The organism is Bifidobacterium parmae, from assembly GCF_002860365.1.
GTDB lineage: Bacteria > Actinomycetota > Actinomycetes > Actinomycetales > Bifidobacteriaceae > Bifidobacterium > Bifidobacterium parmae.
Window position 1 is genome coordinate 152,991 of sequence record NZ_NMWT01000001.1, and the last position, 25,241, is coordinate 178,231.

Sequence of the window (25,241 nt, forward strand, 5' to 3'; positions counted from 1 at the left end):
GCGATCACGCCTTCCACCAGGGGCGCAACGGGTACCACTTGCCGTCCGGGTGGCCGGCGCGGTCCGGCCGCACGGCGAGGAACTGGTGGATCTGGATGCCGTCGAGTTCGAAGTTGAGCGCGCAGGCCGCCATGTACAGGCCCCACACCTTCGCCCGTTCGAAGCCGACCTGCCTGACCGCGTCCTCCCAATGCTCGGACAGGTTGTGGTTCCAATGGTGCAGCGTCAGCGCATAATGCTGGCGCAGGTTCTCCTGATGCACCACGTTGAATCCGGCGTCGTGGATGCATGATTCGATAAATCCCGGCGCGCCCAGGTCGCCGTCGGGGAAGATGTAGCGGTCGAGGAACTCGTCGGTGCCCGGCTTGCCGTCCGGCTTGTCGTGGCTGATCGTGATCTGGTGGTTGAGGAGGCGTCCCATCGGCTTCAGGAGCTTGAACATCTCCTCGAAGTAGCTCCGGTAGTTCTTCACGCCCACATGCTCCATCATGCCGATCGAGCTGATGCCGTCGAAGTCGCGTTCCGGCACCTCGCGGTAGTCCTGCACGCGCACTTCGGCGAGGTCGGCGAGGCCCTCGCGTTCGATCCACTCGTTCGCGTACGCCGCCTGCTCCTTGGAGAGCGTGACGCCGAGCGCCCTGACGCCGCGGCGCGCGGCCGCGATGACCATCGAACCCCAGCCGCACCCGATGTCGAGCAGGCGCTGGCCGGGCTGCAATCCGAGCTTGTCGAGGATGAGGCGCAGCTTGTTGGCCTGTGCGTCCTCGAGGCTCATGTCCTCGTTCTCGAACACCGCGCAGGTGTAGGTCATCGACGGCCCGAGGAAGTCCGCGTAGAACTCGTTGGACATGTCGTAGTGGAAGCTCACCGTCTCCGAATCGGCTTTCTCGGTGTGGGGAAGCAGTCCCTCCTTGATGCGGGCGAACTTGCTCGGTCCTTCGGTGGCCGGCACCGGAGGCCTCCTGAATCCGTGGCTCAGGATCCCGGCCGTCACGCGCGCCATCGAGACCGGCGTGACCGGCTTGACGTACTTCGCCATCGACACCATCGCGCGCATCGCCGGATACGGGTCGGCGTAGTCGATGCCCTCCACGTCGAAATCGCCGAGCACGTACGCGCGCACGATGCCGATCTCGTTCGGATGCGCGAGCAGCTGGTACATGCAGTTCGGGCTGGTGATGCGCACCTTGAGCGCCGCGTCGGCCGCGCCGAAATGCGAGCCGTCGAACGCGTCCACCCTCACGGGCGCGTCGTCCTTCAGGAACAGTCCCACCATTTCGCCGACCGTCATCGATTTCCCGTTCGCCATGATTCACCTCCGGTCCCCGTGGCGGGAGATGGCGTCTCCCGCACGCGCGCTTGTGCGTACGCGTGTCCGCATTGCTGCGTGTCCGCGCGTCCCTGTGTGTTCATGCATCGTCATTCCCCATGATGCACGGCCCATCGTAGTCCCGTCCGATACGGTGGAAACGCCGTGCGCCCGTAGGTTTTTCCCGGGGTCGGCCCCATGCGTCGCGCACGCGGTTCGCACACGATTCGGGCCGTGGCGGAACACGCGTTCCGAATATTCCCGCCGATAATGCTGGCAACGTTCACATTCAGGAGTAGACTGAGGAACCGTCGGGCGGCGCAGCGATGTACCGGCCCACAGCAGCAAGGCAAAGACACAGCTTAAAGGAGAGCCTTATGGTCTATCGCATGATTTTCAACCAGACCGCCTACTTCGGACGTGGCGCGATCAAGGAGATCCCGACCGTCGCCAAGCAGCACGGCTTCACGAAGGCGTTCATCGTCACCGATCCGGTCCTGCTGGAGACCGGCACCGCCGAGAAGGTCACCAAGGTCCTCGACGAGGCCGGCCTGCCGTACGAGGTGTTCTCCAACGTCAAGCCGAACCCGCCGGTCGAGTGCATCAAGGACGGCGTCGAGAAGTTCGCGGCCTCCGGCGCCGACTTCCTGATCGGTCTGGGCGGCGGCTCCCCGCAGGACACCTGCAAGGGCATCGGCATCATCACCGCCAACCCGGAGTTCTCCGACGTGCTGTCCCTTGAGGGCGTGGCCGACACGAAGAACCCGTCCGTGCCGATCTTCGGCGTGCCGACCACCGCCGGCACCGCCTCCGAGACCACCATCAACTACGTGATCACCGACACGGCCAACAAGCGCAAGTTTGTGGCCGTCGACCCGCACGACATCCCGATCGTCGCGTTCGTCGACCCGGATCTGACCGATTCGATGCCGCGCGGCCTCAAGGTCGCCACCGGCCTCGACGCCCTGACCCACGCGATCGAGGGCTACATCACGCCGGGCTCGTGGAGCCTGTCCGACTGCCTGTCGATGCAGACGATCCGCATGATCGCGAAGAACCTCGCCAAGTCCGCCGACGGCGACATCCCGGCCGGCGAGCAGATGGCGTACGCCTCCTACATCACCGGCATGGCCTACTCGAACGTCGGCCTCGGCCTGGTTCACGGCATGGCCCACCCGCTGGGCGGCCGTCTGGGCGTCGCGCACGGTGTCGCCAACGGCATCCTGCTGGCCCCGGTCATGGAGTACAACAAGGACTACACGGGCGAGAAGTACCGTGACATCGCCGACGCGTTCGGCGTCGAGGACGCCTACACGGGCGATCTGGAGAAGGTGCGCGAGGAGGCCGTGCAGGCCGTCCACAAGCTCACCGTGGACCTGAAGAACCCGACCAAGATCTCCGAGGTCGGCGCCACCGAGGCGGATCTCGCCCCGCTCGCCCACGACGCGTTCAACGACGTGTGCACCCCGGGCAACCCGCGCAAGGCCACCGAGGAGGAGATCCTCGCCATCTACAAGTCGCTGATGTGATGTCGCCCGCGCTCCCATGCGGCATACGCACGGGAGCGCGACGGATAATGTCGGCCCCCGCTGGCGGGGGCTGTCAGCGAAGCTGACTGAGGGTGGTTTCCGAGGTCTTACGGCCGCGACCACCCCCAGTCGCGTTTCACGCGACAGCCCCCGCCAGCGGGGGCCGAGTCATGCCTTGTCGGGACTACTCGTGCTTTTCGTCCCACTCCTCGTCGGTGGGGGTCTCGTCGTAGAACTCGCGGCCCTCCTTCTCGGCGAGCTCCATCTGCTCGTTGATCCACGCGGCCTCGGCCGGGTTGATGTCGGCCGTGTTGAGCACCTTCTGCCACACCGGGTAGAACAGGTGCATCGCCGGGTACATGGCGGTGAACAGGATCTCCGGCTTGTGCTTGCGCCAATGCTGCGGGTGCGCGTCGAACGTGTTGCGGAACCGCTTCATGTAGTTGCGGAACGACGAGAGCGACGTGTCCATGCGGCGCGCGCTCATGCCGGCGATCATGCGCGGCGAGTACACGGTCTTGAGCCCCTTGCCCATCAGATGCAGGGAGATGTCGATGTCCTCGTGCATCACGTCCGCCTTGTCGCGGCACACCTCGCCGGAGATCTCATGCCATGCGGAGGCGCGCAGCGCCATGTTCGAGCCGAACAGCAGCGGCTGGCCGCCGTCCGCCTTGTAGATGCGCTTGCGCAGCGAATTGTCGCCCTTCAATCCGAAATGACGCGACGGCATGTCGTAGTACATGACCGGACCGGTGGCGCCCATCGCCTGCGGGTCCTCGGTGAAGATGCCGGAGACGACCTCCACCCAGTCGGGTTTGATCATGCAGTCCGCGTCGAAGCGGCCGAGCACGTCGCCGGTGGCATGGTCGAGACCGTAGTCGCGCGTGGGGATGAGCCCCTGTTCGGCGTCCTGGTGCATGAGCTTGATCGGCGCTTCGGGATGCTCCTTGATGAACCGTTCGACGATCTCGCAGGTGTTGTCGGTGGAACGGTTGTCCACGACGATGACTTCGTAGGGCATCACGGTCTGCCGGATCGTGTTGAGCAGGCAGTCGGCGATGCGTTCGGCCTCGTTCCAGGCCGGGATGACGATCGAGACGTTCAGCATGAAGACCAAGGATAGTGCCGCCGCCATACACGGCCCCCGCGCGCAGGGCCCGTACACGCCGCCCGAAAACGAACATCGGGTGAACGGTTCCGCCAATCACCCCCGTCGCTACAATGGGGAGCCATGAATCAAAGCGTGCGTGACCATACCTCAGACGAGGATGCCGAACAGCGGTGGGATTTCGGCACCCTCTTCCCGTCGAAGGGGGACCCGCGCAAACCGCCGGAATGGTTCAGCCGCGCGCTGCTCTACGTGGCCATCGCCGTCATCGCGTTCACCTTCTGCTGGCGGTCATGGGGCAAGATCGACTATCTGGTGCTCGACATCGTCATCTCGTTCTTCCTCGCGCTCGCCATCGAGCCGATGGTCGTCGCGCTGGTCAAGCACGGGTGGCGGCGCAGCTTCGCCTCGCTGGTGGGCCTGCTCACGGTGGCGGTCGTCATCGGCGTGCTGTTCTCCCTGTTCGGCAGCATGTTCCTCCAGCAGATGATCGCCATGATCTACGGCATCCCCGCCACCTACGAGCAGATCCGCTCGTTCGTCGTCGACCAGTTCTCGGTCGACGTCCCGGACATGAACAATCTGGGCGCGGAGCTCATGAAATCCGATCTGGTCAAGAACTTCCAGACCTCGTGGGTGAGCGACTTCGCCGGCACCGCGATCAGCACGGTCGGCGGCCTGTTCTCGTTCCTGCTGCAGCTGCTCACCGTCGTGATGACCACCTACTACATCTCCGCCGCCGGCCCGAAGCTGCGCCGCTCCTTCTGCCAGTGGATGGCGCCCGGCATGCAGAAGCGCTTCCTGCTCGTGTGGACGGTCGCGCAGGACCAGATCTCCTCGTTCCTGTTCTCCCGCTCGATCCTCGCGCTCATCAACGCCACGTGCACGGCGATCTTCCTCGAAGTGCTCGACGTGCCCTACTGGCTGCCGCTCGCCCTGTTCTGCGGCGTCGTCTCCCAGTTCATCCCGACGGTCGGCACGTACATCGGCGGCGCCCTGCCCGTCCTGTTCGCATGGGGCAACCGCGGGTGGACGTACGCGGTCGCCGTGCTCGTGTTCATCATCGTGTACCAGCAGGTCGAGAACCTGATCCTCTCGCCGATCATCTCCCGCCGCACGATGGACATCAACGAGGCGATCGCGTTCCTCGCGGTGCTCGCGTTCGGTTCGCTGTTCGGCGCGCTCGGCGCGTTCCTCGCCCTGCCGGTCACCGCATCGCTGCAGACCATCTTCCGCGTGTACACGCGCCGCTACGAGCTGGTCGACTCGCCGCTGATGGACGATCCGGTCGGACGCAAGTCGAAGGTGGTCGAGGCGTCCGAGGCGTTCAACGAGCACGTGCTGCACCCGATCGGCGAGCATATGCCGCGCGCCGCGAAGGGGTCGACGAGCCGCGTGCCGATGAACGACGAGATCCGCCGTCTGCAGGCGGAGATCTACGCGATCCCGCACGACGGCGCCGACGGTCGCGCGGACGGCGCCGACGGCGACGCCGCGACCGTGGCGATCCCGCAGGGCGTGCTGAAACGCAACGCCGCGACGGGACTGAAAGGCGCGGACGGCGCGGACGCCGGCGCGTCCGGCGCGTCCGGCGACGGCGTCGTCCCCGCCGACACGTCCGATGATTCCGGTCCGTCCGACGGAACCGGCACGTCCGACACGTCCGATATCCCCGACAACCCGCGTGCGAGGTGGCGCTGATGGTCCTGCTCACCGTACTCGATATCCTGCTCGTCATCGTCGGCGGCGCCGGCATGATCTACCAGGGGGCGTGCATCGTCATCTCCCTGTTCTCCAAGCCGGTCCGCTTCCCGGACGCGCCGATGGACAAGCGCTACGCGGTGCTCATCTCCGCGCGCAACGAGTCGAAGGTCATCGGCAACCTCATCGACTGCATCCACGCGCAGACGTACCCGAGGGAGCTCATCGACATCTGGCTCGTCGCCGACAACTGCACCGACGACACGGCCGACGTGGTGCGCGCGATGGGATGCCACGTGGTCGAACGCCACAACGACAAGCTCATCGGCAAGGGCTACGCCCTGACCTACCTGCTCGACCATATGGTCGACGAGGGGCTCGCCGACACCTACGACGCGTACTTCGTGTTCGACGCGGACAACAAGCTCGACAAGCACTACTTCGAGGAGATGAACAAGGCGTTCCAGTCGGGCTTCCGCATCCTCACCTCCTACCGCAACTCGGTGAACCTCAACGACAACTGGGTCTCCTCCGGCTCCGCGCTGTGGTTCATCCGCGAATCGCGCTTCCTCAACAACTCGCGCATGCTGTTCGGCTCCAGCTGCCACGTGGGCGGCACCGGATTCATGTTCTCCAAGGAGGTCATGAAGCGCAACAAGGGCTGGAAGTTCCACCTGCTCACCGAGGACCTCGAATTCACGATGGACTCGGTGCTGCACGGCGACCGCGTCGGCTACTGCGGCAGCGCCGTCCTCTACGACGAGCAGCCGGTCACGTTCGCGCAGAGCTGGCGCCAGCGCCTGCGCTGGAGCAAGGGCTTCCTGCAGGTGTTCCGGTACTACGGCCCGTCGCTGATCCGCCGCGCCGTGCGCGAACGCGACTTCTCCGCCGTCGACTTCACGCTGCTGCTGTGCCCGTTCACCGTGCTCGGCGTGGTCCGCATGATCCTCGGCGCGCTGTTCGCCGCGTTCGGATTCGTCTCCTGGTCGAGCCAGCTGGGCGCGCTCGCCGGCTGGACGAACGGCATCGTCCTGTCCGTGCTCGGCATGATGGCGCTCGCCGGACTGACGATCGTGGCGGAGCGCGGCCAGATCGGCGCGACCAACAAGGAGCTGTTCGCCTATGTGCTCGCGTTCCCGATCTACATGCTCTCCTACGTCCCCATCTCCTTCCAGGCCATCTTCTCCAAAGCCCAATGGAAACCGATCCAACATAAAGGCTGATACCGTCCCGTCTATGGCGGGGCTGCGTCTTCCTCCCGCCGGCGGGAGGTGCTGGCGGCGGCTCATGTTTCCTCCCGCCGGCGGGAGGTGGCGCGTAGCGCCGGAGGGTGGTCGTCGGGTGCGTCCGTCGTGACCACCCCCAGTCGGCTTCGCCGACAGCCCCCGATGCTATGTGCGACGTGCGCGTTGCGCACTGCTATGGGACAGTCCACCGGACTGTCCCATCCGGCGGGGGCGATGATGAGTCCGGCCGTAGACCGGTCCGTAATTGCTATAAAGGTGAGATATGAACGAAACCCAGTCCACCGTCGTCCGCACGTCCCGTCGCGTCGCCGTGTGCGCGACGTCGGTCGCGCTCACGCTCGCCGCGTGCGTCGGCTACACGGCCGCCGACGTGGCCGACGTCGCGCCCGGCCTGCTCACCCTCGCGCCCGTCGAGACGCGCACCTACCCCGATCCGGCGTCGACCGTCGCCGCCGGCACGGTCGCGGGCGACGCCGACGCGGGCAAGGCGATCGACAAGTCGCAGGCGGAGGCGCTCATCAACACGCTCGGCGCGGCGGAGGGCGTCGGCGACAACTATTCCGTCGTCATCGCCGACGCGAAGGGCGACGTCATCGCCGAACACGAGGCGTCGACGCCCCGCCAGCCGGCGTCGACGACGAAGACGCTCACCGCGTTCGCCGCCGCGAGCACGCTGGAGATGGGCTCGACGCTCGACACCACGACCTACCTCACCCACGCGTCCGACGCACCCACCGTCGTGCTCAAGGGCGGCGGCGACATGCTGCTCGGCGCGGGGGAGAGCGACGCGAGCCACGTCAACGGCCGCGCCGGTCTCGCGACGCTCGCGCGCGAGACCGCCGACGCGTTGAAGGCGAAGGGCGTCACGTCGGTCGCGCTCGCCGCCGACGACACGCTGTTCGGCGACGACCGCACGCCCGCCGGCATCGAGGAGAACAACGACGAGAACCGCTACTACACGCCGATCTCGTCGATGGCGATCGACGGCGGCCGCGACTGGAGCGGTCTCAACGCGGAGGATCCGGACGATTTCGAGGAGTATCCGATGCTCTCCCAGAACACGGCGGCCGACGTGGCCGCCACGTTCAAGACGCTGCTCGCCGCGCAGGGCATCCAGGTCTCCGATTCGACCGACACGTCCGGCGCGACCGCCGACGCGCGCCTCGCCAAGGTGAGCTCCGCCCCGCTCAACGAGGTCATGGCGTTCATGATGCGCCACTCCGACAACACGCTCGCCGAACTGTTCGGCCGTCTCACCGCGCTGAAGCTCGGCACCGGCAATTCGATCGACGGCGACGTCAAGGCCGTCGCCAAGGTGCTCGCCGACCACGGCGTGAGCACCGACGGCCTCACCATGACCAGCTGCTCCGGCCTCGCCCCCGGCACGACGCTCACCGTGACGACCCTCGCCCAGGTGCAGTCGAAGTACGTCGACCCGGACGGCGGCGCGGCGGCCGCGTCCGAAGGCATGGCGCTGCCCGGACTCGTCGGCACGGTGAAGAACCGCGTGGGCGACGACGCGGCGCGCGGCCTGCTGCGCGTGAAGACCGGCGCGCTCGGCGACGTGCGCGCGCTCGCCGGCAACGCGTCGCGCACGGGCGGCGGCGTGGTCACGTTCGCCGCGATCGTCAACGATCCGGAGAACGGCGCGCTGGCGAACCGGGCGCTCGACGCGTTCGCCGCCTCCCTGACGAAACTCTGAATTCTCCCAGTTTCCGCCAAGAAACACGTCATTCGCGTGTGCCAAGATGGGGTGCATGCGAATCGCTGACGTACAAGACGACATCGACCACGAGCTGGTCAGTGCAGAGAAGATCCACGCCATCATCGATCACGCCGCCGCGCAGGCGAGCGAGGACTACCGGGGGAAGGACCCGCTGCTCGTCGCCGTGCTCAAGGGCGCGGTGAACACGTTGGCCGCGTTCTCGCAGGCGCTGTCCATCCCCTGCCAGATCGACTTCATGAGCCTGTCCAGCTACGGATCGGGCACCGTTTCCAGCGGAACCGTGACGATCCGTCAGGATCTGTCGACCGATGTTCGCGGTCGGCACATTCTCATCGTGGAGGATATCGTTGATTCAGGCCGTACGCTGGCTTGGCTGGTCGAGGAGCTGAAGCGGCGCGGGGCCGCCTCGGTGGAGATCTTCGCCCTGCTGGAGAAGCCCGCCCGCCGCGAAGTGGACGTGGACGTGAAGTACAAGGGGCTGGAGATCCCGGACGAGTTCGTCGTCGGCTTCGGTCTCGACTACGACGAGCGGTACCGCAACCTCGACTCGATCGCCGTGCTCAAGCCGGCAGTGTATCAAGGAGAACAGGCATGACTTTCCCCCAGGGGCCCGGGCAGCCGAACAACGGCGGCAACGGCAACCCGTTCAACAATCCGTTCCGCCGTGGGAACGACAACGGCAACAACGGCAATAACGGGAACAAGGGCGGCAAGGGCGACAAGCCGAACCGCAACGGCGGCGACAAGCCGTTCTGGCAGTCCCCGTGGCTGTGGGGCGCCGTCGTCGTGGTGCTCATCGCGATGATGTTCCAGATGTTCGCCGGCACCGGCGCGCAGACCATCGACACCAAGGACGGCCTGCGGCTGCTCGACAACGGCCAGGTGACCTACGCGAAGATCGTCGACAACAAGCAGAAGGTCACGCTCGAGCTCAAGAGCGACTACAACAAGCAGGACCCGGACACCGGCAAGAACCACAACTACGGCGACAAGGTCCAGTTCTACTACACGTTCGCCCAGGGGCAGGATATCCTCAAGGCCGTCCAGAAGGCCGACCCGTCGAAGGGCTGGAGCGCGGACATCGAGCAGACCAGCATGATGAGCTACCTCATCACCTCGATCCTGCCGTTCATCATCTTCTTCGCGCTGTTCTGGTGGCTGATGAGCCGCATGGGCGGCGCCGGCGGCATGCTCGGCATGGGCGGCAAGAAGAACAACGGCAAGCTGCTCGAAGGCCAGACCCCGACCACGAAGTTCTCCGACGTGGCCGGCGAGGACGAGGCGCTCGCCGAGGTCGAGGAGATCAAGGACTTCCTCAAGGACCCGTCCAAGTACAAGGCGCTCGGCGCCCGCATCCCGCGCGGCGTGCTCCTGTACGGCCCTCCCGGCACCGGCAAGACGCTGCTCGCGCGCGCCATCGCCGGCGAGGCGGGCGTGCCGTTCTACGCGATGGCCGGCTCCGACTTCGTCGAGATGTTCGTCGGCCTCGGCGCCTCCCGCGTGCGCGACCTGTTCGACGAGGCGAAGAAGAACGCCCCGGCGATCATCTTCATCGACGAGATTGACGCCGTCGGCCGCAAGCGCGGCTCCGGCATGTCCGGCGGGCACGACGAGCGCGAGCAGACGCTCAACCAGCTGCTCGTCGAGATGGACGGCTTCGACAACGACACGAACCTCATCATCATCGCCGCGACGAACCGTCCCGACGTGCTCGACCCGGCCCTGCTGCGCCCGGGCCGCTTCGACCGCCAGGTGGGCGTCGCCGCGCCGGACCTCGAAGGCCGCGAGGCGATCCTCAAGGTGCATGCGAAGGGCAAGCCGTTCGTCCCGGACGTCGACCTGCACATGGTGGCCGTGCGCACGCCGGGCTTCACCGGCGCCGACCTGGCCAACGTGCTCAACGAGGCGGCCCTGCTGTGTGCCCGCGCCGGCGCCCAGCTCATCGACAACCGCGCCATCGACGAGGCCATCGACCGCGTCCAGGCCGGTCCGAAGCGCAAGTCGAAGGGCATGGCGCTCGACGAGCTGCGCAACACCGCCTACCATGAGGGCGGCCACGCGCTCGTCGCCGCCGCGCTGCACAACACGGACCCGGTCACCAAGGTGACGATCCTGCCGCGAGGCCGCGCGCTCGGCTACACCGCCGTCATGCCGACCTCCGACCGCTACTCGCAGTCGCGCAACCAGCTGCTCGACCAGATGGCGTACGCGATGGGCGGGCGCACCGCCGAGGAGGTCGTCTTCCACGATCCGACCACCGGCGCCTCCAACGACATCGAGAAGGCGACGAACATCGCCCGCACGATGATCACCCAGTACGGCTTCTCCGCGAAGCTCGGCGCGATCAAGTGGGCCGACGACGAGGACCAGAGCGGCGATCTGGGCGCGCTCGCCCCGCGCAACTACTCGGACCGCACCGCCGAGGTCATCGACGAGGAGGTGCTCAAGCTCGTCGAGACCGCGCACACCGAGGCGTGGAACATCATCAACGAGAACCGTGACATCCTCGACGAGCTCGTGCGCCAGCTGCTCGTCAAGGAGACGCTGAACGAGAAGGAGTTGGCCGCGATCTTCGCGCCGATCCGCAAGGCGCCGGTCCGCCCCGTATGGCTGTCCGACGAGCGTCGCCCCGACTCCGACCTGCCGCCCGTCGAGATCCCCGAATCGCTCAAGCGTTCGGTCGGCATGAAACCAGGGGAGTGACCGATGGCACGACACGCGCAGAACATCTCCCTGCCGGACTCGCCGTCGCTGGTCCGCGAGAACGCCGACGCGAGGAACGCCGGCGACGTCTCCCGCAAGCCGGGCATGGTGCAGTCCCGTCCGCACCATGCCGGCCACGGCGGTCCCGGCGCCCCCGCGCAGGCGCAATCCCGCGCCGCGCAGGACGGTTCCGCCCTGCAGGTCTCGCTGCCGCAGTCGCCGCGTGACCACGTCGCCGCCGGCCAGACGCGCGGCGGCGACCGTCCCGCCTACGACGAGGAGGGCGTGCGCAAGGCCGTGCGCCTGTTCCTCCAGGCAATCGGCGAGGACCCCGACCGCGAAGGCCTCGTCGAGACGCCGGACCGCATCGCCCGCGCCGGCCGCGAACTGTTCGCCGGACTCTCCGCCTCGCCCGAACAGGTGCTTGAGAAGCATTTCGACGTGGACACCGACGAGCTCGTGCTCGTCAAGAACATCGAACTGTATTCGGTGTGCGAGCATCACCTGCTGCCGTTCCACGGCGTCGCCCACGTCGGGTACATCCCCGCCAAGGACGGGGTCATGGGGCTGAGCAAGCTCGCCCGGCTCGTCGAAGTGTACGCGCGCCGGCCGCAGGTGCAGGAGCGCCTCACCCAGCAGATCGCCGACGCGCTCGTCGAGTACGCGGGCGCGCGCGGCGTGATCGTCGTCACCGAATGCGAGCACCTGTGCATGTCGATGCGCGGCGTGAAGAAGTCCGAGGCGCGCACGGTCACGTCCGCGGTGCGGGGATTGCTGCGCAACCCCGCCACCCGCGCCGAGGCCATGAGCCTCATCATGAGCCGCTAGGCGGGCTTGGGGGTTGCGGTACACCCCCTCAGTCGGCTTGCGGCCGCCAGCTCCCCCTCAAGGGGGAGCAGAAAAAGGACCGTTCCGCTTCCCCTTGAGGGGGGCAGAAAAGGACTGTTCCGCTTCCCCTCAGGGGAGCGGAACGTTATGTATTGCTCCCCCTTTGAGGGGGAGCTGTCCCGCGGGGCGGGACTGAGGGGGATAATCGCGATGACCATCGATCTCAAAGCATTGCACGACGCCGGACACACGCTCGTCATGGGCGTGCTCAACATCACCGAGGACTCGTTCTCCGACGGCGGACTCTGGCTCGACCCGCGCGCCGCGGCCGACCACGGCCGCGCGATGATGGCCGCCGGCGCGGACATCATCGACATCGGCGCCGAATCGACGCGCCCCGGCGCCAAGCGCGTCAGCGAGGAGGACGAGCTCACGCGCATCACCGGCGCGGTCGAGGCGCTCATCCCCGCCGGCGCGACATTGTCCATCGACACGACGCGCGCCTCGGTCGCCGCGGCGGCGCTCGACGGCGGCGCGCAGATCATCAACGACGTGTCCGGCGGCACGCTCGATACGGAACTGCCGCACGTCGTCGCCGACCACGACTGTCTGTACATCGTGCAGCATTGGCGCGGCTGGCTCGCCGGCTCCAAGACCGGTGCCCCCGACGCCGACACCTCGCACTACGAGCACGGCGTACTGCAGGACGTGCACGACGAGCTCATGCGCCAGGTCGACGCGGTGCTCGCCGCCGGCGTCGCCCCCGAACGCATCATCATCGACCCGGGCCTCGGATTCTCCAAGCCCGGCATCGCGCACAACCTGCCGCTGCTCGCCGGACTCGACCGGTTCCGCGCGACCGGCTACCCGGTGCTCATCGGGCAGTCGCGCAAACGCTTCGTCACCGCGATCCTCGACAAGGCGGGATTCACGGACATCACGATGGACGCGCGCGACGACGCCACCGCCGCGTTCAGCGCCCTGTGCGCGGAGCACGGCGCGTGGGCGGTGCGCGTCCATGACGTCGCACGCAGCCGCGCCGCCGTCGCCGTCGGCAATACGTGGCGCGAATACGCGAACTGACCGTAAAGGAACGGACATGGATACGATCACTTTGACCGGCGTGCGGGCGAACGGGACGCACGGCGTGCTCGACTTCGAGCACGAGCGCGCGCAGCCGTTCGTCGTCGACGCGACCCTCCACCTCGACCTCGCCGCCGCGGGCCGCTCCGACGCGCTCGGCGACACCGTCGACTACGGCCGCGCCGCCAAGGCGATCGTCGCCGTCATCGAAGGCGACCACGTCGATCTCATCGAACGGCTCGCGCAGGATATCGCCGACCGGCTGCTCGCCATCGACCCGATCCGCACGGTCGACGTGACCGTGCACAAGCCGCACGCGCCGATCACCGTGCCGTTCGACGACGTCGCCGTGAGCATCACGCGTTCGCGCGACGCCGCCGGCACCGGCGCGGCGGACGGTGCCGGCGCCGCGACGCCCGATGCGGCCGCGCGTCGCGTCGTCATCGCGCTCGGCGGCAACCAGGGCGACGTCGCGGCGACGATGCGCGACGCGGTGCGCCGCATCGACGCGCTCGACGGCACGCAGATCACCGGCGTCTCGCCGCTCTACCGCACCGCCGCGTGGGGCATGGCGGACGGCACCCCCGACTTCCTCAACGCGGTGGTCGAGGCGACGACCACGCTCGACGCGCGCACGCTGCTCGACGCGCTCCAGCGCATCGAAGCCGACCACGGCCGCACGCGCGAAACTCACTGGTCGAGCCGCACGCTCGACCTCGACATCATCGACTACGACGGCGTCGAATCCGATGCGCCCGACCTGACCCTGCCGCATCCGCGTGCATGGCAGCGGGCGTTCGTGCTCGTACCGTGGGCGGCGCTCGACCCGCACGCGGACCTGCCCGGCATGCACGGCGGACCGGTGAACGAGCTCGCCGAAGGACTGCTCGCCGAGGCGGACGGCGACGAGCCGCCGGTCGAACTCGTCGCGCACGACTGGATGAGCGGCGGCGTGCTGCCGGACGGCGCGGGCATCGGCTCGCGCACTGACAAGGCGGTGTCCGATGGGACACTCGACGCGGCCTCATCCTGTGGGATGCATGCATGGCAGGCCACTGGCAAGGCGGTGTCCGATGGGACACCCGGCGTGATGGCAGACGCATCCGCCGATGGAGGCAATGCCTCGGACGATGCTGTGAACGGTGCCGTGAGCGGTGTCGGGAACGGTGCTGTGAATGGTGCCGCGGACGATCTCGCGGACGGCGCGACGGTGCCGCTCAAGGCCGTCATCTCGATGGACTCGACCTCCACCGACGCGGAACGCCTGTTCCGCGAGGCGATCGTCGCCATCGACGGACTGCCCGGCACCCAGGTCGACGGCATCTCGCCGCTCTACCACGTGAGCAGCTTCGACGGGCCCGACGCGATGAGCGCCGTCATCCAGATCGAGACGAAACTCGGCGCACGCGCGCTGATCGCCGCGCTCGGCGACATCGAACACGCGCACGACGGTACGATCGACCTCGATCTCGTCGACATGGAGCACGTGACCGCGGACGAACCGGACTGCCGCGTGCCATGGCCGTCGGCCAAACGCCACGCCTCCGTGCTCGCGCCGTGGATGGATATGGACCCGAACGCCACGCTCGACGGCGACCCGGTCTCGTTCCTGCTCGCCATGGCGCCCGACGCGGGCATGGTCGGCATGCTCAGCGACAACTGGATCATCGGCGCGAAATAACGGGAAGGACACGGGATGAAGGCGCATAGGACACCGTGGTGGCAGCCGGCGATCGGACTGGCGCTGGGACTCGCCGCCGGGGCTGGCGTCGCCGTACTGGGCGAACGATACGGGCTCACGCTGATCGGCGCACCCTGGTTCGTCGCGGCGCTGCTCGTCGCCATCGGCATACTCGTGCTCGTGCTCGCCATCAACGTACACAAGTACGCGACCACCGACCCGCGCAAACGGCCGCGCACGTTCGTCAACCCGACGCTCGCGTTCCACACGCTCGTGCTCGCCAAGGCGCTGGCGTTGGCGGGGGCGGCGCTCGCCGGATGGTATTTCGGCCAGATCATCCCGTCCATCGGGCATATGGAGGCCGAGTTCTACGCCTCGGCCGTGCGGGAGTGCGCGGTGACCGGCGTGATCTGCCTCGCGGACATGATCGTCGGTCTCGTGGGGGAATGGCTGTGCCAGCTGCCGCCGAACGAAGGCCCGGAGAACCCGAAGGTGCGCGATGCCGCGCGCGAACGCGGCGTCACCCCCGCCGCCGCCAAAACCGCTGAAAACAGGACGTGCGGTCGGTAGGTCTTCCCCTCCGGCCCCCTCTGGAGGGGGCTCCCGGCGAAGCCGGGTGGGGGAGGTCTTCGTGCGTGAGATCTCCTGCGACACGCCCGGCCCGCTTACGAAAAAACGAAAAACGTACTACGGTCACATCTCGACTTGATAACCGCATGCCTCCGGCGCATTCTCCGCCTCGGGGCATGCGGTTTTTCGTTGCCGTCGGGGCCCGGACGTTAGGGGCGCTCGACTTCCCGCCGATGATGCCGTTCCCGTGTGTTTCCCGTGAAACGCACGGGAACGAGGCGTGCGCGGGAATCGCCCGGCGGCGGCGCATCGATACAGACAAGAAGAGGTTTCCCGTTGTCCGATCAGACAACCGTCCGCAATGATTCCGTCTCCGGCTCCGCGACCGGTGCCGCGGCCGCCAAGCCGCATCTCGACCATGTCTCCTACGAGGTCGCGACCCCCGTTCCCGGCGGCGCGCCCGCCCCGCGCTTCGCGCATCCGTACCGCGTCATGCTCGGCCTGTACTTCGGCGCGTTCCTCGGCATGCTTTCCGAGACGTCGATGAACATCGCCATCCCCGATCTGATGGACGAGTTCTCCGTCTCCTCCGGCACCGCGCAGTGGATGGTCGTCGGCTACATGCTCGCCATCGGCATCGTGCTGCCGTGCGTCGGCTTCCTGCTCAAGTGGGTCAAGGCGAAGACGCTCGTGCTGTTCGCGCTCGCCTGCTTCCTCGTCGGCGCGCTCGTGTGCACCGTGGCGATCACGTTCCCGGTGCTGCTCGCCGGCCGCATCGTGCAGGGCGTGAGCACCGGCATCGTGCTGCCCACCCTGTACGCGGCCATCATGCGCGTGTTCCCGCCGTCGAAGATCGGCGCCGCGAACGGCGTGGCGGGCCTTGTCGTCATGTTCGCGCCGGTCGTCGGACCGACCGTCGCCGGCGCGCTCATCGGCGCCGTCTCCTGGCGCGCGATCTTCGCCCTGTTCGCCGTGATCGCCGTCATCGCGATTCTCTGCACCGCGCTGTTCTTCGTCACTCCGATTCGCTGCACCCGTCCGGCCGTCGACGTGCTCTCCATCCTCGCGTCCGCGCTTGGCTTCGGCTGCCTTGTCGCCGGCGTGAGCCTCGTGAGTGACATGGGCTTCTCGCCGGTCGTCATCGGACTGCTCGTCGTCGGCGTCGTCGTCCTCGCCTTCTACGCGCACCGCCAGCTCACCATCGCCACGCCGCTGCTCGACCTGCGCGCGCTCGGCATCGCGGCGTTCCGCACGCCGGCCATCATGGTCTCCTGCTCGTTCGCCTGCACGCTCGCGTTCATGTACCTCGTGCCGCAGGAGCTGCAGCGCGGCCTCGGCCTGAGCTCCACCGTCGCCGGCCTGCTCATGCTGCCCGGCGGCATCGTCAACGCGCTGTGCACGCTCGGCGCCGGCCGTCTGTTCGACCGTCATGGCGCGCGTCGCCTCGTCTGGATCGGCGTGGCGATGACCGCGGTCGGCGGCGCGCTGTTCTTCGCGATCGGCACCGGATCGCCCGTCGCGCTGTTCCTCGCCGCGCACATCATCGTGATGGTCGGCATCCCGTTCATCCAGCAGTCCACGCAATCCGCCGCGCTGAAGGCGCTGCCGGGCTGCATGGCCGCCGACGGCAGCACGATCCTCAACACGATGCAGCAGGTGTGCGGCGCCATCTCCACCGCCGTCGCCACCTGCCTGCTCGGCCTCGGCCAGACGACCTACACGGCCGGCGGCGGCACGGACCCGGCGCAGGGCTTCGTGGACGGCTCCCGCTACGGCTACCTGTTCGGCCTCGCGCTCATCGCGCTCGTGCTCGTCTTCTCGTTCGCGCTGCACGAGCATGCCCGCCGCGAACCGGAGATGACCCCGGTCGAGGTCGACGAGACCGCCGCCGTGGAATCCGGCGCGAAGGCCGAGAACCTCGCCGCGTAGCCTGCGATTCCGCCGTGGACGTTCCATGACGCGCCAACGGGTGTTCACCTATACTGGTGAACACCCGTTTGCCGTATTCTCCGAGCCGATCCGCGAACCGGACCTGTCTCGCCGGACACCACCAATCGGACATCACACAATCACCCAGGGAGCGCCATGAACAAGGCAATCATCACCGTCGTCGGCCGGGATACGGTCGGCATCATCGCACGCGTGTGCACGTACCTGTCGCAGCACAACGTCAACGTGCTCGACATCTCCCAGACCATCATCGACGGCTACTTCAACATGATGATGATCGTCGACTACGCGAACTCCGACAAGGAGTTCAGCGCCATGGTCGGCAACCTCGAGGACCTCGGCGACGACATCGGCGTGCGCATCCGCTGCCAGCGCGAGGAGATCTTCACCAAGATGCACCGCATCTAGTCCCCATCCTCCTTCCGTCGGCGGGGACGGTGGTCGATGTCCCGCCAGCGGAGAGTCCGTGTCGTCCTCCCGCTGGCGGGAGGTGGCGCGTAGCGCCGGAGGGTGGTCCGATTGCGATCACCCGACCTGACCACCCCCAGTCGGCTCCGCCGACGGCCCCCGCCGGCGGGGCCGTGATACGGTCTCGCCTTCGGCGAGGCGGTCGTTCCGGTGGGGCGGATACCTATTCGATAAGGAACCACATCATGCTGAATATCATGGAGGTCCACGAGACCAACCAGATGATCGAGCAGGAGAAGCTCGACGTGCGCACCATCACGATGGGCATCTCGCTGCTCGACTGCGCGGGCGAAAGCGTCGACGAGACCTGCGACAACATCTACCGCAAGATCACCACCTACGCGAAGGACCTCGTCTCCACCGGCGAGGACATCGAACGCGACTACGGCATCCCGATCGTCAACAAGCGCATCACCGTCACCCCGATCTCGCTGGTCGGCGCGAGCTGCTGCAAGACGAGCGGGGACTTCGTCAAGATCGCCCACGCGCTCGACCGCGCGGCCAAGGAGGTCGGCGTCAACCTGATCGGAGGCTACTCGGCGCTCGTCTCCAAGGCGATGACCCCGGCCGAGGAGCTGCTCATCCGCTCCCTGCCGCAGGCGCTCTCCGAGACCGACGTGGTCTGCTCGTCCGTCAACGTCGGCTCCACGAAGACCGGCATCGACATGAACGCGGTCGAGCTGCTCGGCCACATCGTCAAGGACATCGCGCACGCCACCGCCGACAACGACTCCTACGGCTGCGTGAAGTTCGTCGCGTTCTGCAACGTGCCCGACGACAACCCGTTCATGGCGGGCGGCTTCCACGGCGTGACCGAGGGCGACGCGGTCATCAACGTGGGCGTCTCCGGCCCCGGCGTCGTCTCTCGCGCGCTCGACGCCGCGAAGGGCAAGGACTTCGAGTTCCTGTGCGAGACGATCAAGCGCACCGCGTTCAAGATCACGCGCGTCGGCCAATTGGTCGCGCAGGAGGCGTCGCGGCGGTTGGGCGTGCCGTTCGGCATCATCGACCTGTCGCTCGCGCCGACCCCGGCCGTGGGCGATTCGGTCGGCGAGGTGTTGGAGAAGATCGGCCTCGAGCAGGTGGGCGCGCCCGGCACGACCGCGGCGCTCGCGATGCTCAACGACCAGGTGAAGAAGGGCGGCATCATGGCGTCCTCCTACGTGGGCGGCCTGTCCGGCGCGTTCATCCCGGTCTCCGAGGACAAGAACATGATCGACGCGGCCGGCAACGGGTGCCTCACCATCGAGAAGCTCGAGGCGATGACCTGCGTGTGCTCGGTCGGCCTCGACATGATCGCGATCCCCGGCGACACGTCCGCCGCGACGATCTCCGGCATCATCGCCGACGAGGCGGCCATCGGCATGGTCAACCAGAAGACCACCGCCGTGCGCGTCATCCCGGTCGAGGGCAAGGGCGTCGGCGAGATGGCGAACTTCGGCGGCTTGATGGGCTACGCGCCGATCATCCCCGTCAACCAGACCTCGTGCGAGGCGTTCGTCACCCGCGGCGGCCGCATCCCCGCCCCGATCCACTCGTTCAAGAACTGAACAGCTCCCGGCCGCAACGCGTGCAGAACCGGGTGTCGCCGCCGGCCACCGGCGCGCCGCACCGCGGGCAGAACCGGGGGCGTTCGGGTTGCGTCGGCTGTCCCGCGACCGGCGGCAGGGGCGCCGTCGGTCGCGGTGCCGACGGGACTGACGGCCACGCTTGCGGGACCGACGGCACCGGCGGTTGCGGCACCGCGAGTCCCGTGCGGACCGCTTGCGGTGCCGGGGTCAACGGCATCGGATGACCGGTCGTCGCGGGTTGCGCCGCGGCGACCGGCAACGGCGGCATGCCGGTTCCGGCGCCGCCGGCCGTCGCGCGTCGGCGCCGCCTCGACCGGCGCGCCACGATGATGACGATGACGATCGCCGCGACGGCCACGGCCGCGCCGATGCCGACCATGATCCACGTCTTCGGCCGCGTCCACGCGTCGCCGCCGATGCCGGTGTCGTAGACCACGATCCGCCTGCCGTACGAGGATTCGCCGGACTGCTTGTCCTTGATGCCGGTCACCGCGAGCATCGTGCCGCTATCGGTGCTGAGCGCCAGCGAATCGATGCCGTCGTCGCCGAGCGCGATGGTGTCGGATTCCGGCGGTGTCACGGTCGACAACGCTCCCGAAACCGTGTCGAGCAGGGAGAATTCCGAGCGTTTCAATGACGAGGTCGTCGCTTCGACGAGGTATCTGCCGTCGCTCGACAGATACGCCGGCGTATTTCCGTCCGGATATTCGTCCGGATCGGCGAAGGGCTTGAGGATCTTCCGTATCGTGTCGCGGTCGGTGACGCTATGGATGGTCTTTCCCGTGGTGATGCTCTTGACGATGAGACTCGACACGGCGTTCCGACCCTTGACTTCGTACACACTCAACTGCTGATTCACGTCGCCGGACTCATCCTCCGCGAGCATCACATAGTCCAGATTGGCGGTGACGAGGCTGTTGCGATGATTTGAAATTGTCGTCACGTCGCCGGTTTTGGAATCGATCCGATAGACGTACGGACCATCGGGACCCGTAACGTCGCCAAAGTAATAAATATATGCGAGCAGTGTCCCGCCGCCGAAGCCTCCGAACAGAAAAGACGTTGTCCCCGAGTCCGGATCGAACGACGAGGGGACGGAATCCTCGGGAATGGCGGCCTGCATCGTGGAGACGACGTCGCCGCTGCCCGCATCATAGGTCTTCAACGTGCTGGAGGAGGCGCCGGAGGGGATGTTGAGCACATACAAATGCGACAAATCGGAATTCATGGCCATGGTGGAGGCGCCGTCTTCGTCGACCTTCAGTGTGGAGAGCATCTTGTGCCGTGCGATGTCGCCCACCCCGTAGTGGTCCGAGTATGCGACCACCAGTCGGTTGCCGTTCGCATGCCATACGGACGGAGCGTCGTCCGAGTCATCGGAGTCGTCATCCGAGTAGTCGGAGTCGTCGTCGGAATAGTCCGAGTCGTCGTCGGAATAGTCCGAGTCGTCGTCGGAACTCGATGAGCCCGCCGAATCGTCATCCATATAGTTCAGCGTGGTGATCTTCTTCGAAGCGACGTCCACCATCCGCACCGATTGGTCGTCGTCGATGTAGTAGACGTGTTTGGCGTCGGTCGAGATGACCGGATAATCGTCATTCGAGTCGTCCAGCTTGGTGATTGACGCGTCTTTCGGCGTCACCATGAAGTACGTGCCGTCGTCCGAAGAATCCGATGCTCTCACGATGGCCACGGAGCCGTCCCTGGACCATTGGCGGATGGAGACCTTCTCGTATTTCCGGAAGTCGATGTTGCCGATGACCTTCAGCGACAACGGTCCCGACGCCGAGGCGATCATCGGCGTGAACAGCATCGCCGCCGCGACGATCATCGCGATGACGCCCGCCGCCACGCGTGCCGCCGCGTGTTTCGTGTCGCGCTCCGCCACGCGCGCCGTGACACGCGTCGTCGTCGTTCGCGTCGCGTCAATCGCCGCCGTCATCCGTGTTCCGTCGTTTGTCGTCGGTGTCCGTGTTCCGTCGTTTGTCGTCGGTGTCCGTGTTCCGTCGTTTGTCGTCGGTGTCCGTGTTCCAGATGTCTGAGCGCATCTTGCCATTCGTGTCCCGGATGCCTGAGTGCATCCCGTCCGCTGTGTGTTCTTCCCTTCCATGGTCATCTCCTTCGATGTCCCGTTGTCCGTGTCGGATGGAATAGCGGTCCGCACCGGCCGTCGACCTGACCGAGTGTAGTTGCCGGTTGAGTCGTTGCACCTTTTTCATTTTACCCCGCAGTACACCGTCATCCCCGGCGGCGTCTTCGGTTCCGCGGTCGGCCGGTTTTCTCGTCCCTGCGGTCGCTCCGTTCTCTCGTTTCGCGCTGTCGGCGTACGTTCAGCACGGTATTTTCCCGTCCTACCGTCGCGAACGTACGCTGGGAAATCGTCAGTGTACGTTCGCGACGATGCTTCCCAAAAAGACCGTGCCGAACGTACGCCGGTCCGTCAGGCCGTCGTCCGGGAATCGTCGGTGGTGTCGCTTGTGGAGAAACGACACCGGACGGATGGACGGTTATCCACAATCGCACGTCGTGCGGCGTGTCATCCACAATCCCGGATTTGCCGGATTCAACGGATGTCCTCTACCGTGAGGGAATGAAACAGCACAAGGTGGTGAACGAGCGGATAGCACAGGCGCAACAGGAGAACCGTTGCGCGGTAGGGGACACGGACGCCCTGCGCCGGGCGATGAGGCGACGTGCCATGACGGGCGAATTGGCGTCTCCTTACCAGAATCTGTATGTTCCGCCGGACTATTGGGCGCAGTTGAACGAGTGCCAGCGCTCGCTGCACGTGGCGCGAGGCTTGGCGCGCCTGCATCCCACGTGGGTGTTCGCGGGGATCACTGCCGCGGACGTCCACGGATTCGAACACTCGTGGAACGTCCATGACCAATCCGTCTACGTCGCGAACGCGGAGGGGAGGAAGATCTCGAACAGGTCCGAGTTGTCTCGGCGAATGCCGGGAGAGGGATATCGCCGTTCCAACCGGTCAGGGGCCGACGGAGGACGCCGGTTCACCGTGAGACGCCTCTACGTTCCATCGATTGCGCCGGTATCGGTGAACGGCATCATGGTGACTGATGCGGCCCGAACGCTGATCGACTGCGGTCTGAGCCTGCCGTTCCGTTTCGCGCTGCCGATGTTCGATTCCGCGGCGCGCAAAGGCATGGACGTGAACGAGGTGGAGCGGTCGTGCAAGGGGCTGCATGATGATCGCGCCCCTATCGAAATGCTGTTGCGATATGTTGACGCGGCCAGCGAGAACGGAGGGGAATCGATGGTTCGCGCGTTCATCATCGACAACGGGTTCGTCGTGCCGGAGCTGCAGGTCGAGTTCCACGATCCCACGTATCCCGTGCGACGGTATCGTGTCGACTTCCTGTGGAGACTGCATGACGGCCGCATGATCGTGCTGGAATACGACGGCATGGCCAAATACGAGAATCCCGCGATGACGCGGGGACGCACCGCCAAGCAGATACTCAACGAGCGTAACGAGCGTGATCGCGTGTTGAGGGCCGCCGGCGTCACCACGATTCTGCATTGCACGTATGAGGACGCGTTCGCGTCGAACCGGCTCTTCATGATGCTGGGGGACAACGCCGTGCCGAGAATCCGCGCCGAGGACGCCTACCGCTGATGTGTCGGTGCGGTCGGTGGCGGTGCGGTCGGTGGCGGTGCGGTCGGTGGCGGTTTCGCTGTCGCCGACCGCACCTGCCGCGGCGTACGTTCGGCACGGTCTTTTTGGAAGGCGTCGTCGCGAACGTACACTGAGGATTTCCCAGCGTACGTTCGCGACGATAGATCAGGAAAATACCGTGCCGAACGTACGCAGGTGAAACGAATCCCTACCGGCCGCCGGCGAAGTTGAGCTGGCGCCACGCCTCGTAGATGGCGATCGACGCGCAGTTCGTGAGGTTCAGGCTGCGCAGGCTCGGGCGCATCGGCAGCCTGACCTGCTCGGCCACGTGCGGGCCGGCCATGATGTCCATCGGATCGGGGATGTTGCCCGGCTCCGGCCCGAACAGCAGGATGTCGGTCGGCTTGTACTCGATCTCCGTGTACAGCTTCGTGGCGTGCGCGGTGAACGCGATGATGCGCGAGTTCGGCATCGACTCGACGAGGTTCTCGAAGTTCGGGTGCAATACCACGTGCGCCATGTCGTGGTAGTCGAGGCCGGCGCGGCGCAGCTTCGTGTCGCGCAGGTTGAAGCCGAGCGGCTCCACGAGGTGCAGGATCGTGCCGGTCACCGCGCACAGGCGGATCGCGGAGCCGGTGTTGCCGGGGATGCGCGGCGAGTAGTAGCACAGGTGCGGGGTGACGGTCTCCGCCTCGGCCGCCTTCTCAGCGGTGAGCATCGCGTCGACCACGCTGATCGGATTGCCGTGCGCGTCGGTCACGAGCTCGTCCGGCCCGTAGTTCGACTTGCGGTAGCCGTATTCGAACATCTTCTCGACTTGTGCCTCCGGGTTGTCGGCAGGGTTGCCGGCCGGATTGCCGGTTTCCGGCGTGGTCTGGGCCGTGGCCCCCAGCGTCTGTTGTGCTTCGTTCGTCATAGCTGCTAAGAATATGGACGATGACCGACACGGGTGTGCGTCAATGCGGGCGTCCGCGCGTGGTTCCCGGACTCGCGTGGCTCCCAGAACGCGCCTGTGGCGGCAGAAGGAATCGCGGGCTGGGCGTCGGCGAGCGGGCTGGGCGTCGACGAGCGGAAGGGAGCGTCGGAATGGATGTCATGGGTGTTCCGGAACGGAGCCGAACCGCCCGCGTGCGCCTGCGTCTCGCCGCATGGTGGGAGGCGAACGCGCGCGACCTGCCGTGGCGGTTCGGCCGCGCGACGCCGTGGGGGATCCTCGTCTCGGAGGTGATGAGCCAGCAGACGCAGATGAGCCGCGTCGTGCCGTATTGGACCGCGTGGATGGAGCGGTGGCCGGACGCCGCCGCGCTCGCCGCCGCCCCGAAATCCGACGTGATTGGCGCGTGGGGGCGTCTCGGCTACCCGCGCCGCGCCCTGCGGCTGCAGGAGTGCGCGCGCGTCGTCGCCGGCGCGTGCGGCGACGAGCTGCCGCGCACGTACGACGCGTTGGTCGCGCTGCCCGGCGTCGGCGACTATACGGCGAGCGCGGTGATGAGCTTCGCGTACGGCGAGCGGATCGCCGTGGTCGACACGAACATCCGTCGCGTTCTTTCGCGCGTGTTCGCGGGGGAGGAGTCGCGCGGCGGCGCGGCGAGCGCGGCGGAGCGCGCGCTCGCGGCCGCCGTCCTGCCGGGCGATGACGGGAGCGATGGTGCGGGAAGCGATGATGACGATGATGTTCCACGCGATGTTTCACGGGATTCCGGTGATGTTCCACATGATGTTTCACGCGATGGCTCGCGCATCCCCTCCGTCATGTGGAACCAGTCGGTGATGGAGTTGGGCGCGCTCGTGTGTACGGCGAAGAACCCGTTGTGCGGGCATTGCCCGGTGCGCGACGACTGCGCGTTCCTCGCCGCGGGGCGGCCCGGATTGGGGGAGCGGCGCACGCGTCCCCGGCAGCGGTTCCGGGGCACGGACCGTCAGGTGCGCGGCATCGTCCTCGACGCGTTGCGCGGACTGCCGGCCGCGTCCGAACAGTCCGCCGGACGTGCGTCCGTGCTGGAGCGTGCGACGGTCGAAACGTTGTGGAAGGACCATGCGCAGCTCGACCGGTGCGTGGCGAGCCTCGACGAGGATGGTCTGATCGAGATCCTGCCCGGCGGCGCGATTCGTCTGCCGCGATAGACTGGG

The 25,241-nt window shown here is 66.8% G+C and carries 20 protein-coding genes; 15 read left to right on the plus strand and 5 right to left on the minus strand.

The genetic code is table 11. The features are described from left to right. Positions 1 to 4: 4 nt before the first annotated feature. Entirely contained in the window at positions 5 to 1,309 is a 1,305-nt protein-coding gene (locus tag Uis4E_RS00640; protein ID WP_101621325.1) for a class I SAM-dependent methyltransferase, read from the minus strand. A 377-nt stretch (positions 1,310 to 1,686) separates the two neighbouring features. On the opposite strand from Uis4E_RS00640, the gene fucO reads away from it, so the two are divergent. Next, a complete protein-coding gene (gene fucO / locus Uis4E_RS00645; RefSeq protein WP_101621326.1) occupies positions 1,687 to 2,838 on the plus strand; it encodes a lactaldehyde reductase in 1,152 nt (383 codons plus the stop codon). 184 nt (positions 2,839 to 3,022) lie between these two features. Here fucO and Uis4E_RS00650 read toward each other — a convergent pair whose 3' ends face one another. Beyond that, a complete protein-coding gene (locus Uis4E_RS00650) occupies positions 3,023 to 3,946 on the minus strand; it encodes a glycosyltransferase family 2 protein (protein WP_101621421.1) in 924 nt (307 codons plus the stop codon). Between the two features lie 123 nt (positions 3,947 to 4,069). Between Uis4E_RS00650 and Uis4E_RS00655 the strand changes: the two genes are divergently transcribed. The 12 genes from Uis4E_RS00655 (at position 4,070) to Uis4E_RS00710 (ending at position 19,453) form a co-directional block, all read left to right on the plus strand. Further along, positions 4,070 to 5,647, plus strand: coding sequence for an AI-2E family transporter (locus Uis4E_RS00655; RefSeq protein ID WP_101621327.1), 1,578 nt, complete (start codon positions 4,070 to 4,072; stop codon positions 5,645 to 5,647). Next, positions 5,647 to 6,870 carry a glycosyltransferase family 2 protein gene (locus Uis4E_RS00660; RefSeq protein ID WP_101621328.1) on the plus strand — a complete coding sequence of 408 codons (1,224 nt, stop codon included), beginning with the start codon at positions 5,647 to 5,649 and terminating at the stop codon, positions 6,868 to 6,870. Before Uis4E_RS00655 ends, Uis4E_RS00660 begins: the two co-directional genes overlap by 1 nt. A 286-nt stretch (positions 6,871 to 7,156) precedes the next feature. Then, a complete protein-coding gene (locus Uis4E_RS00665) occupies positions 7,157 to 8,596 on the plus strand; it encodes a D-alanyl-D-alanine carboxypeptidase/D-alanyl-D-alanine-endopeptidase (RefSeq protein ID WP_101621329.1) in 1,440 nt (479 codons plus the stop codon). Between the two features lie 55 nt (positions 8,597 to 8,651). Next, positions 8,652 to 9,215 (plus strand): hypoxanthine phosphoribosyltransferase, encoded by a 564-nt coding sequence (hpt, locus tag Uis4E_RS00670; RefSeq protein ID WP_101621330.1) that lies wholly within the window; start codon positions 8,652 to 8,654, stop codon positions 9,213 to 9,215. Then, positions 9,212 to 11,323 (plus strand): ATP-dependent zinc metalloprotease FtsH, encoded by a 2,112-nt coding sequence (ftsH, locus tag Uis4E_RS00675; RefSeq protein ID WP_101621331.1) that lies wholly within the window; start codon positions 9,212 to 9,214, stop codon positions 11,321 to 11,323. The genes hpt and ftsH overlap by 4 nt, the downstream gene beginning before the upstream one ends. Before the next feature lie 207 nt (positions 11,324 to 11,530). Further along, positions 11,531 to 12,151 carry a GTP cyclohydrolase I FolE gene (folE, locus tag Uis4E_RS00680; protein WP_101621422.1) on the plus strand — a complete coding sequence of 207 codons (621 nt, stop codon included), beginning with the start codon at positions 11,531 to 11,533 and terminating at the stop codon, positions 12,149 to 12,151. Between the two features lie 210 nt (positions 12,152 to 12,361). Beyond that, positions 12,362 to 13,234, plus strand: a complete 873-nt coding sequence (folP, locus tag Uis4E_RS00685; RefSeq protein WP_101621332.1) for a dihydropteroate synthase — start codon at positions 12,362 to 12,364, stop codon at positions 13,232 to 13,234. 16 nt (positions 13,235 to 13,250) lie between these two features. Further along, entirely contained in the window at positions 13,251 to 14,915 is a 1,665-nt protein-coding gene (gene folK / locus Uis4E_RS00690) for a 2-amino-4-hydroxy-6-hydroxymethyldihydropteridine diphosphokinase (RefSeq protein WP_101621333.1), read from the plus strand. Between the two features lie 15 nt (positions 14,916 to 14,930). After that, positions 14,931 to 15,485, plus strand: a complete 555-nt coding sequence (locus tag Uis4E_RS00695) for a DUF3180 domain-containing protein (protein ID WP_101621334.1) — start codon at positions 14,931 to 14,933, stop codon at positions 15,483 to 15,485. 336 nt (positions 15,486 to 15,821) lie between these two features. Further along, on the plus strand, positions 15,822 to 17,414 hold the full coding sequence (locus Uis4E_RS00700; protein ID WP_243394258.1) for a DHA2 family efflux MFS transporter permease subunit: 1,593 nt from the start codon (positions 15,822 to 15,824) through the stop codon (positions 17,412 to 17,414). 156 nt (positions 17,415 to 17,570) lie between these two features. Next, a complete protein-coding gene (locus Uis4E_RS00705; protein ID WP_101621335.1) occupies positions 17,571 to 17,843 on the plus strand; it encodes an ACT domain-containing protein in 273 nt (90 codons plus the stop codon). A 245-nt stretch (positions 17,844 to 18,088) separates the two neighbouring features. After that, on the plus strand, positions 18,089 to 19,453 hold the full coding sequence (locus Uis4E_RS00710) for a PFL family protein (protein WP_101621336.1): 1,365 nt from the start codon (positions 18,089 to 18,091) through the stop codon (positions 19,451 to 19,453). Here the strand turns inward: Uis4E_RS00710 and Uis4E_RS12040 are convergent. Both Uis4E_RS12040 and Uis4E_RS12290 read right to left on the minus strand, forming a co-directional pair. Next, positions 19,443 to 21,416, minus strand: a complete 1,974-nt coding sequence (locus tag Uis4E_RS12040; protein ID WP_207764522.1) for a hypothetical protein — start codon at positions 21,414 to 21,416, stop codon at positions 19,443 to 19,445. The two genes, Uis4E_RS00710 and Uis4E_RS12040, sit on opposite strands and share 11 nt — an antisense overlap. Next, entirely contained in the window at positions 21,400 to 21,522 is a 123-nt protein-coding gene (locus Uis4E_RS12290; RefSeq protein WP_279324948.1) for a hypothetical protein, read from the minus strand. Before Uis4E_RS12290 ends, Uis4E_RS12040 begins: the two co-directional genes overlap by 17 nt. A 1,019-nt stretch (positions 21,523 to 22,541) precedes the next feature. On the opposite strand from Uis4E_RS12290, the gene Uis4E_RS00720 reads away from it, so the two are divergent. Further along, positions 22,542 to 23,111, plus strand: coding sequence for a hypothetical protein (locus Uis4E_RS00720; RefSeq protein WP_133125358.1), 570 nt, complete (start codon positions 22,542 to 22,544; stop codon positions 23,109 to 23,111). Positions 23,112 to 23,319: 208 nt separating this feature from the next. Here the strand turns inward: Uis4E_RS00720 and Uis4E_RS00725 are convergent, their stop codons facing one another. After that, complete coding sequence (locus Uis4E_RS00725; RefSeq protein ID WP_084686015.1) at positions 23,320 to 24,027, minus strand: tRNA (cytidine(34)-2'-O)-methyltransferase; 708 nt, start codon at positions 24,025 to 24,027, stop codon at positions 23,320 to 23,322. Between the two features lie 179 nt (positions 24,028 to 24,206). Between Uis4E_RS00725 and Uis4E_RS00730 the strand changes: the two genes are divergently transcribed. Further along, positions 24,207 to 25,235: an HhH-GPD family protein gene (locus Uis4E_RS00730; protein WP_101621425.1), complete on the plus strand. Its 1,029-nt coding sequence runs from the start codon at positions 24,207 to 24,209 to the stop codon at positions 25,233 to 25,235. Positions 25,236 to 25,241 lie beyond the last annotated feature (6 nt).

Bases quoted from the DNA above. Each gene is read 5' to 3' on its own strand.
- Uis4E_RS00640 (WP_101621325.1), bottom strand. From the start codon at position 1,309: ATGGCGAACGGGAAATCGATGACGGTCGGCGAAATGGTGGGACTGTTC.
- fucO (WP_101621326.1), top strand. From the start codon at position 1,687: ATGGTCTATCGCATGATTTTCAACCAGACCGCCTACTTCGGACGTGGC.
- Uis4E_RS00650 (WP_101621421.1), bottom strand. From the start codon at position 3,946: ATGCTGAACGTCTCGATCGTCATCCCGGCCTGGAACGAGGCCGAACGC.
- Uis4E_RS00655 (WP_101621327.1), top strand. From the start codon at position 4,070: ATGAATCAAAGCGTGCGTGACCATACCTCAGACGAGGATGCCGAACAG.
- Uis4E_RS00660 (WP_101621328.1), top strand. From the start codon at position 5,647: ATGGTCCTGCTCACCGTACTCGATATCCTGCTCGTCATCGTCGGCGGC.
- Uis4E_RS00665 (WP_101621329.1), top strand. From the start codon at position 7,157: ATGAACGAAACCCAGTCCACCGTCGTCCGCACGTCCCGTCGCGTCGCC.
- hpt (WP_101621330.1), top strand. From the start codon at position 8,652: ATGCGAATCGCTGACGTACAAGACGACATCGACCACGAGCTGGTCAGT.
- ftsH (WP_101621331.1), top strand. From the start codon at position 9,212: ATGACTTTCCCCCAGGGGCCCGGGCAGCCGAACAACGGCGGCAACGGC.
- folP (WP_101621332.1), top strand. From the start codon at position 12,362: ATGACCATCGATCTCAAAGCATTGCACGACGCCGGACACACGCTCGTC.
- folK (WP_101621333.1), top strand. From the start codon at position 13,251: ATGGATACGATCACTTTGACCGGCGTGCGGGCGAACGGGACGCACGGC.
- Uis4E_RS00695 (WP_101621334.1), top strand. From the start codon at position 14,931: ATGAAGGCGCATAGGACACCGTGGTGGCAGCCGGCGATCGGACTGGCG.
- Uis4E_RS00705 (WP_101621335.1), top strand. From the start codon at position 17,571: ATGAACAAGGCAATCATCACCGTCGTCGGCCGGGATACGGTCGGCATC.
- Uis4E_RS00710 (WP_101621336.1), top strand. From the start codon at position 18,089: ATGCTGAATATCATGGAGGTCCACGAGACCAACCAGATGATCGAGCAG.
- Uis4E_RS12040 (WP_207764522.1), bottom strand. From the start codon at position 21,416: ATGACGGCGGCGATTGACGCGACGCGAACGACGACGACGCGTGTCACG.
- Uis4E_RS12290 (WP_279324948.1), bottom strand. From the start codon at position 21,522: ATGCGCTCAGACATCTGGAACACGGACACCGACGACAAACGACGGAAC.
- Uis4E_RS00720 (WP_133125358.1), top strand. From the start codon at position 22,542: ATGGTGACTGATGCGGCCCGAACGCTGATCGACTGCGGTCTGAGCCTG.
- Uis4E_RS00725 (WP_084686015.1), bottom strand. From the start codon at position 24,027: ATGACGAACGAAGCACAACAGACGCTGGGGGCCACGGCCCAGACCACG.
- Uis4E_RS00730 (WP_101621425.1), top strand. From the start codon at position 24,207: ATGGGTGTTCCGGAACGGAGCCGAACCGCCCGCGTGCGCCTGCGTCTC.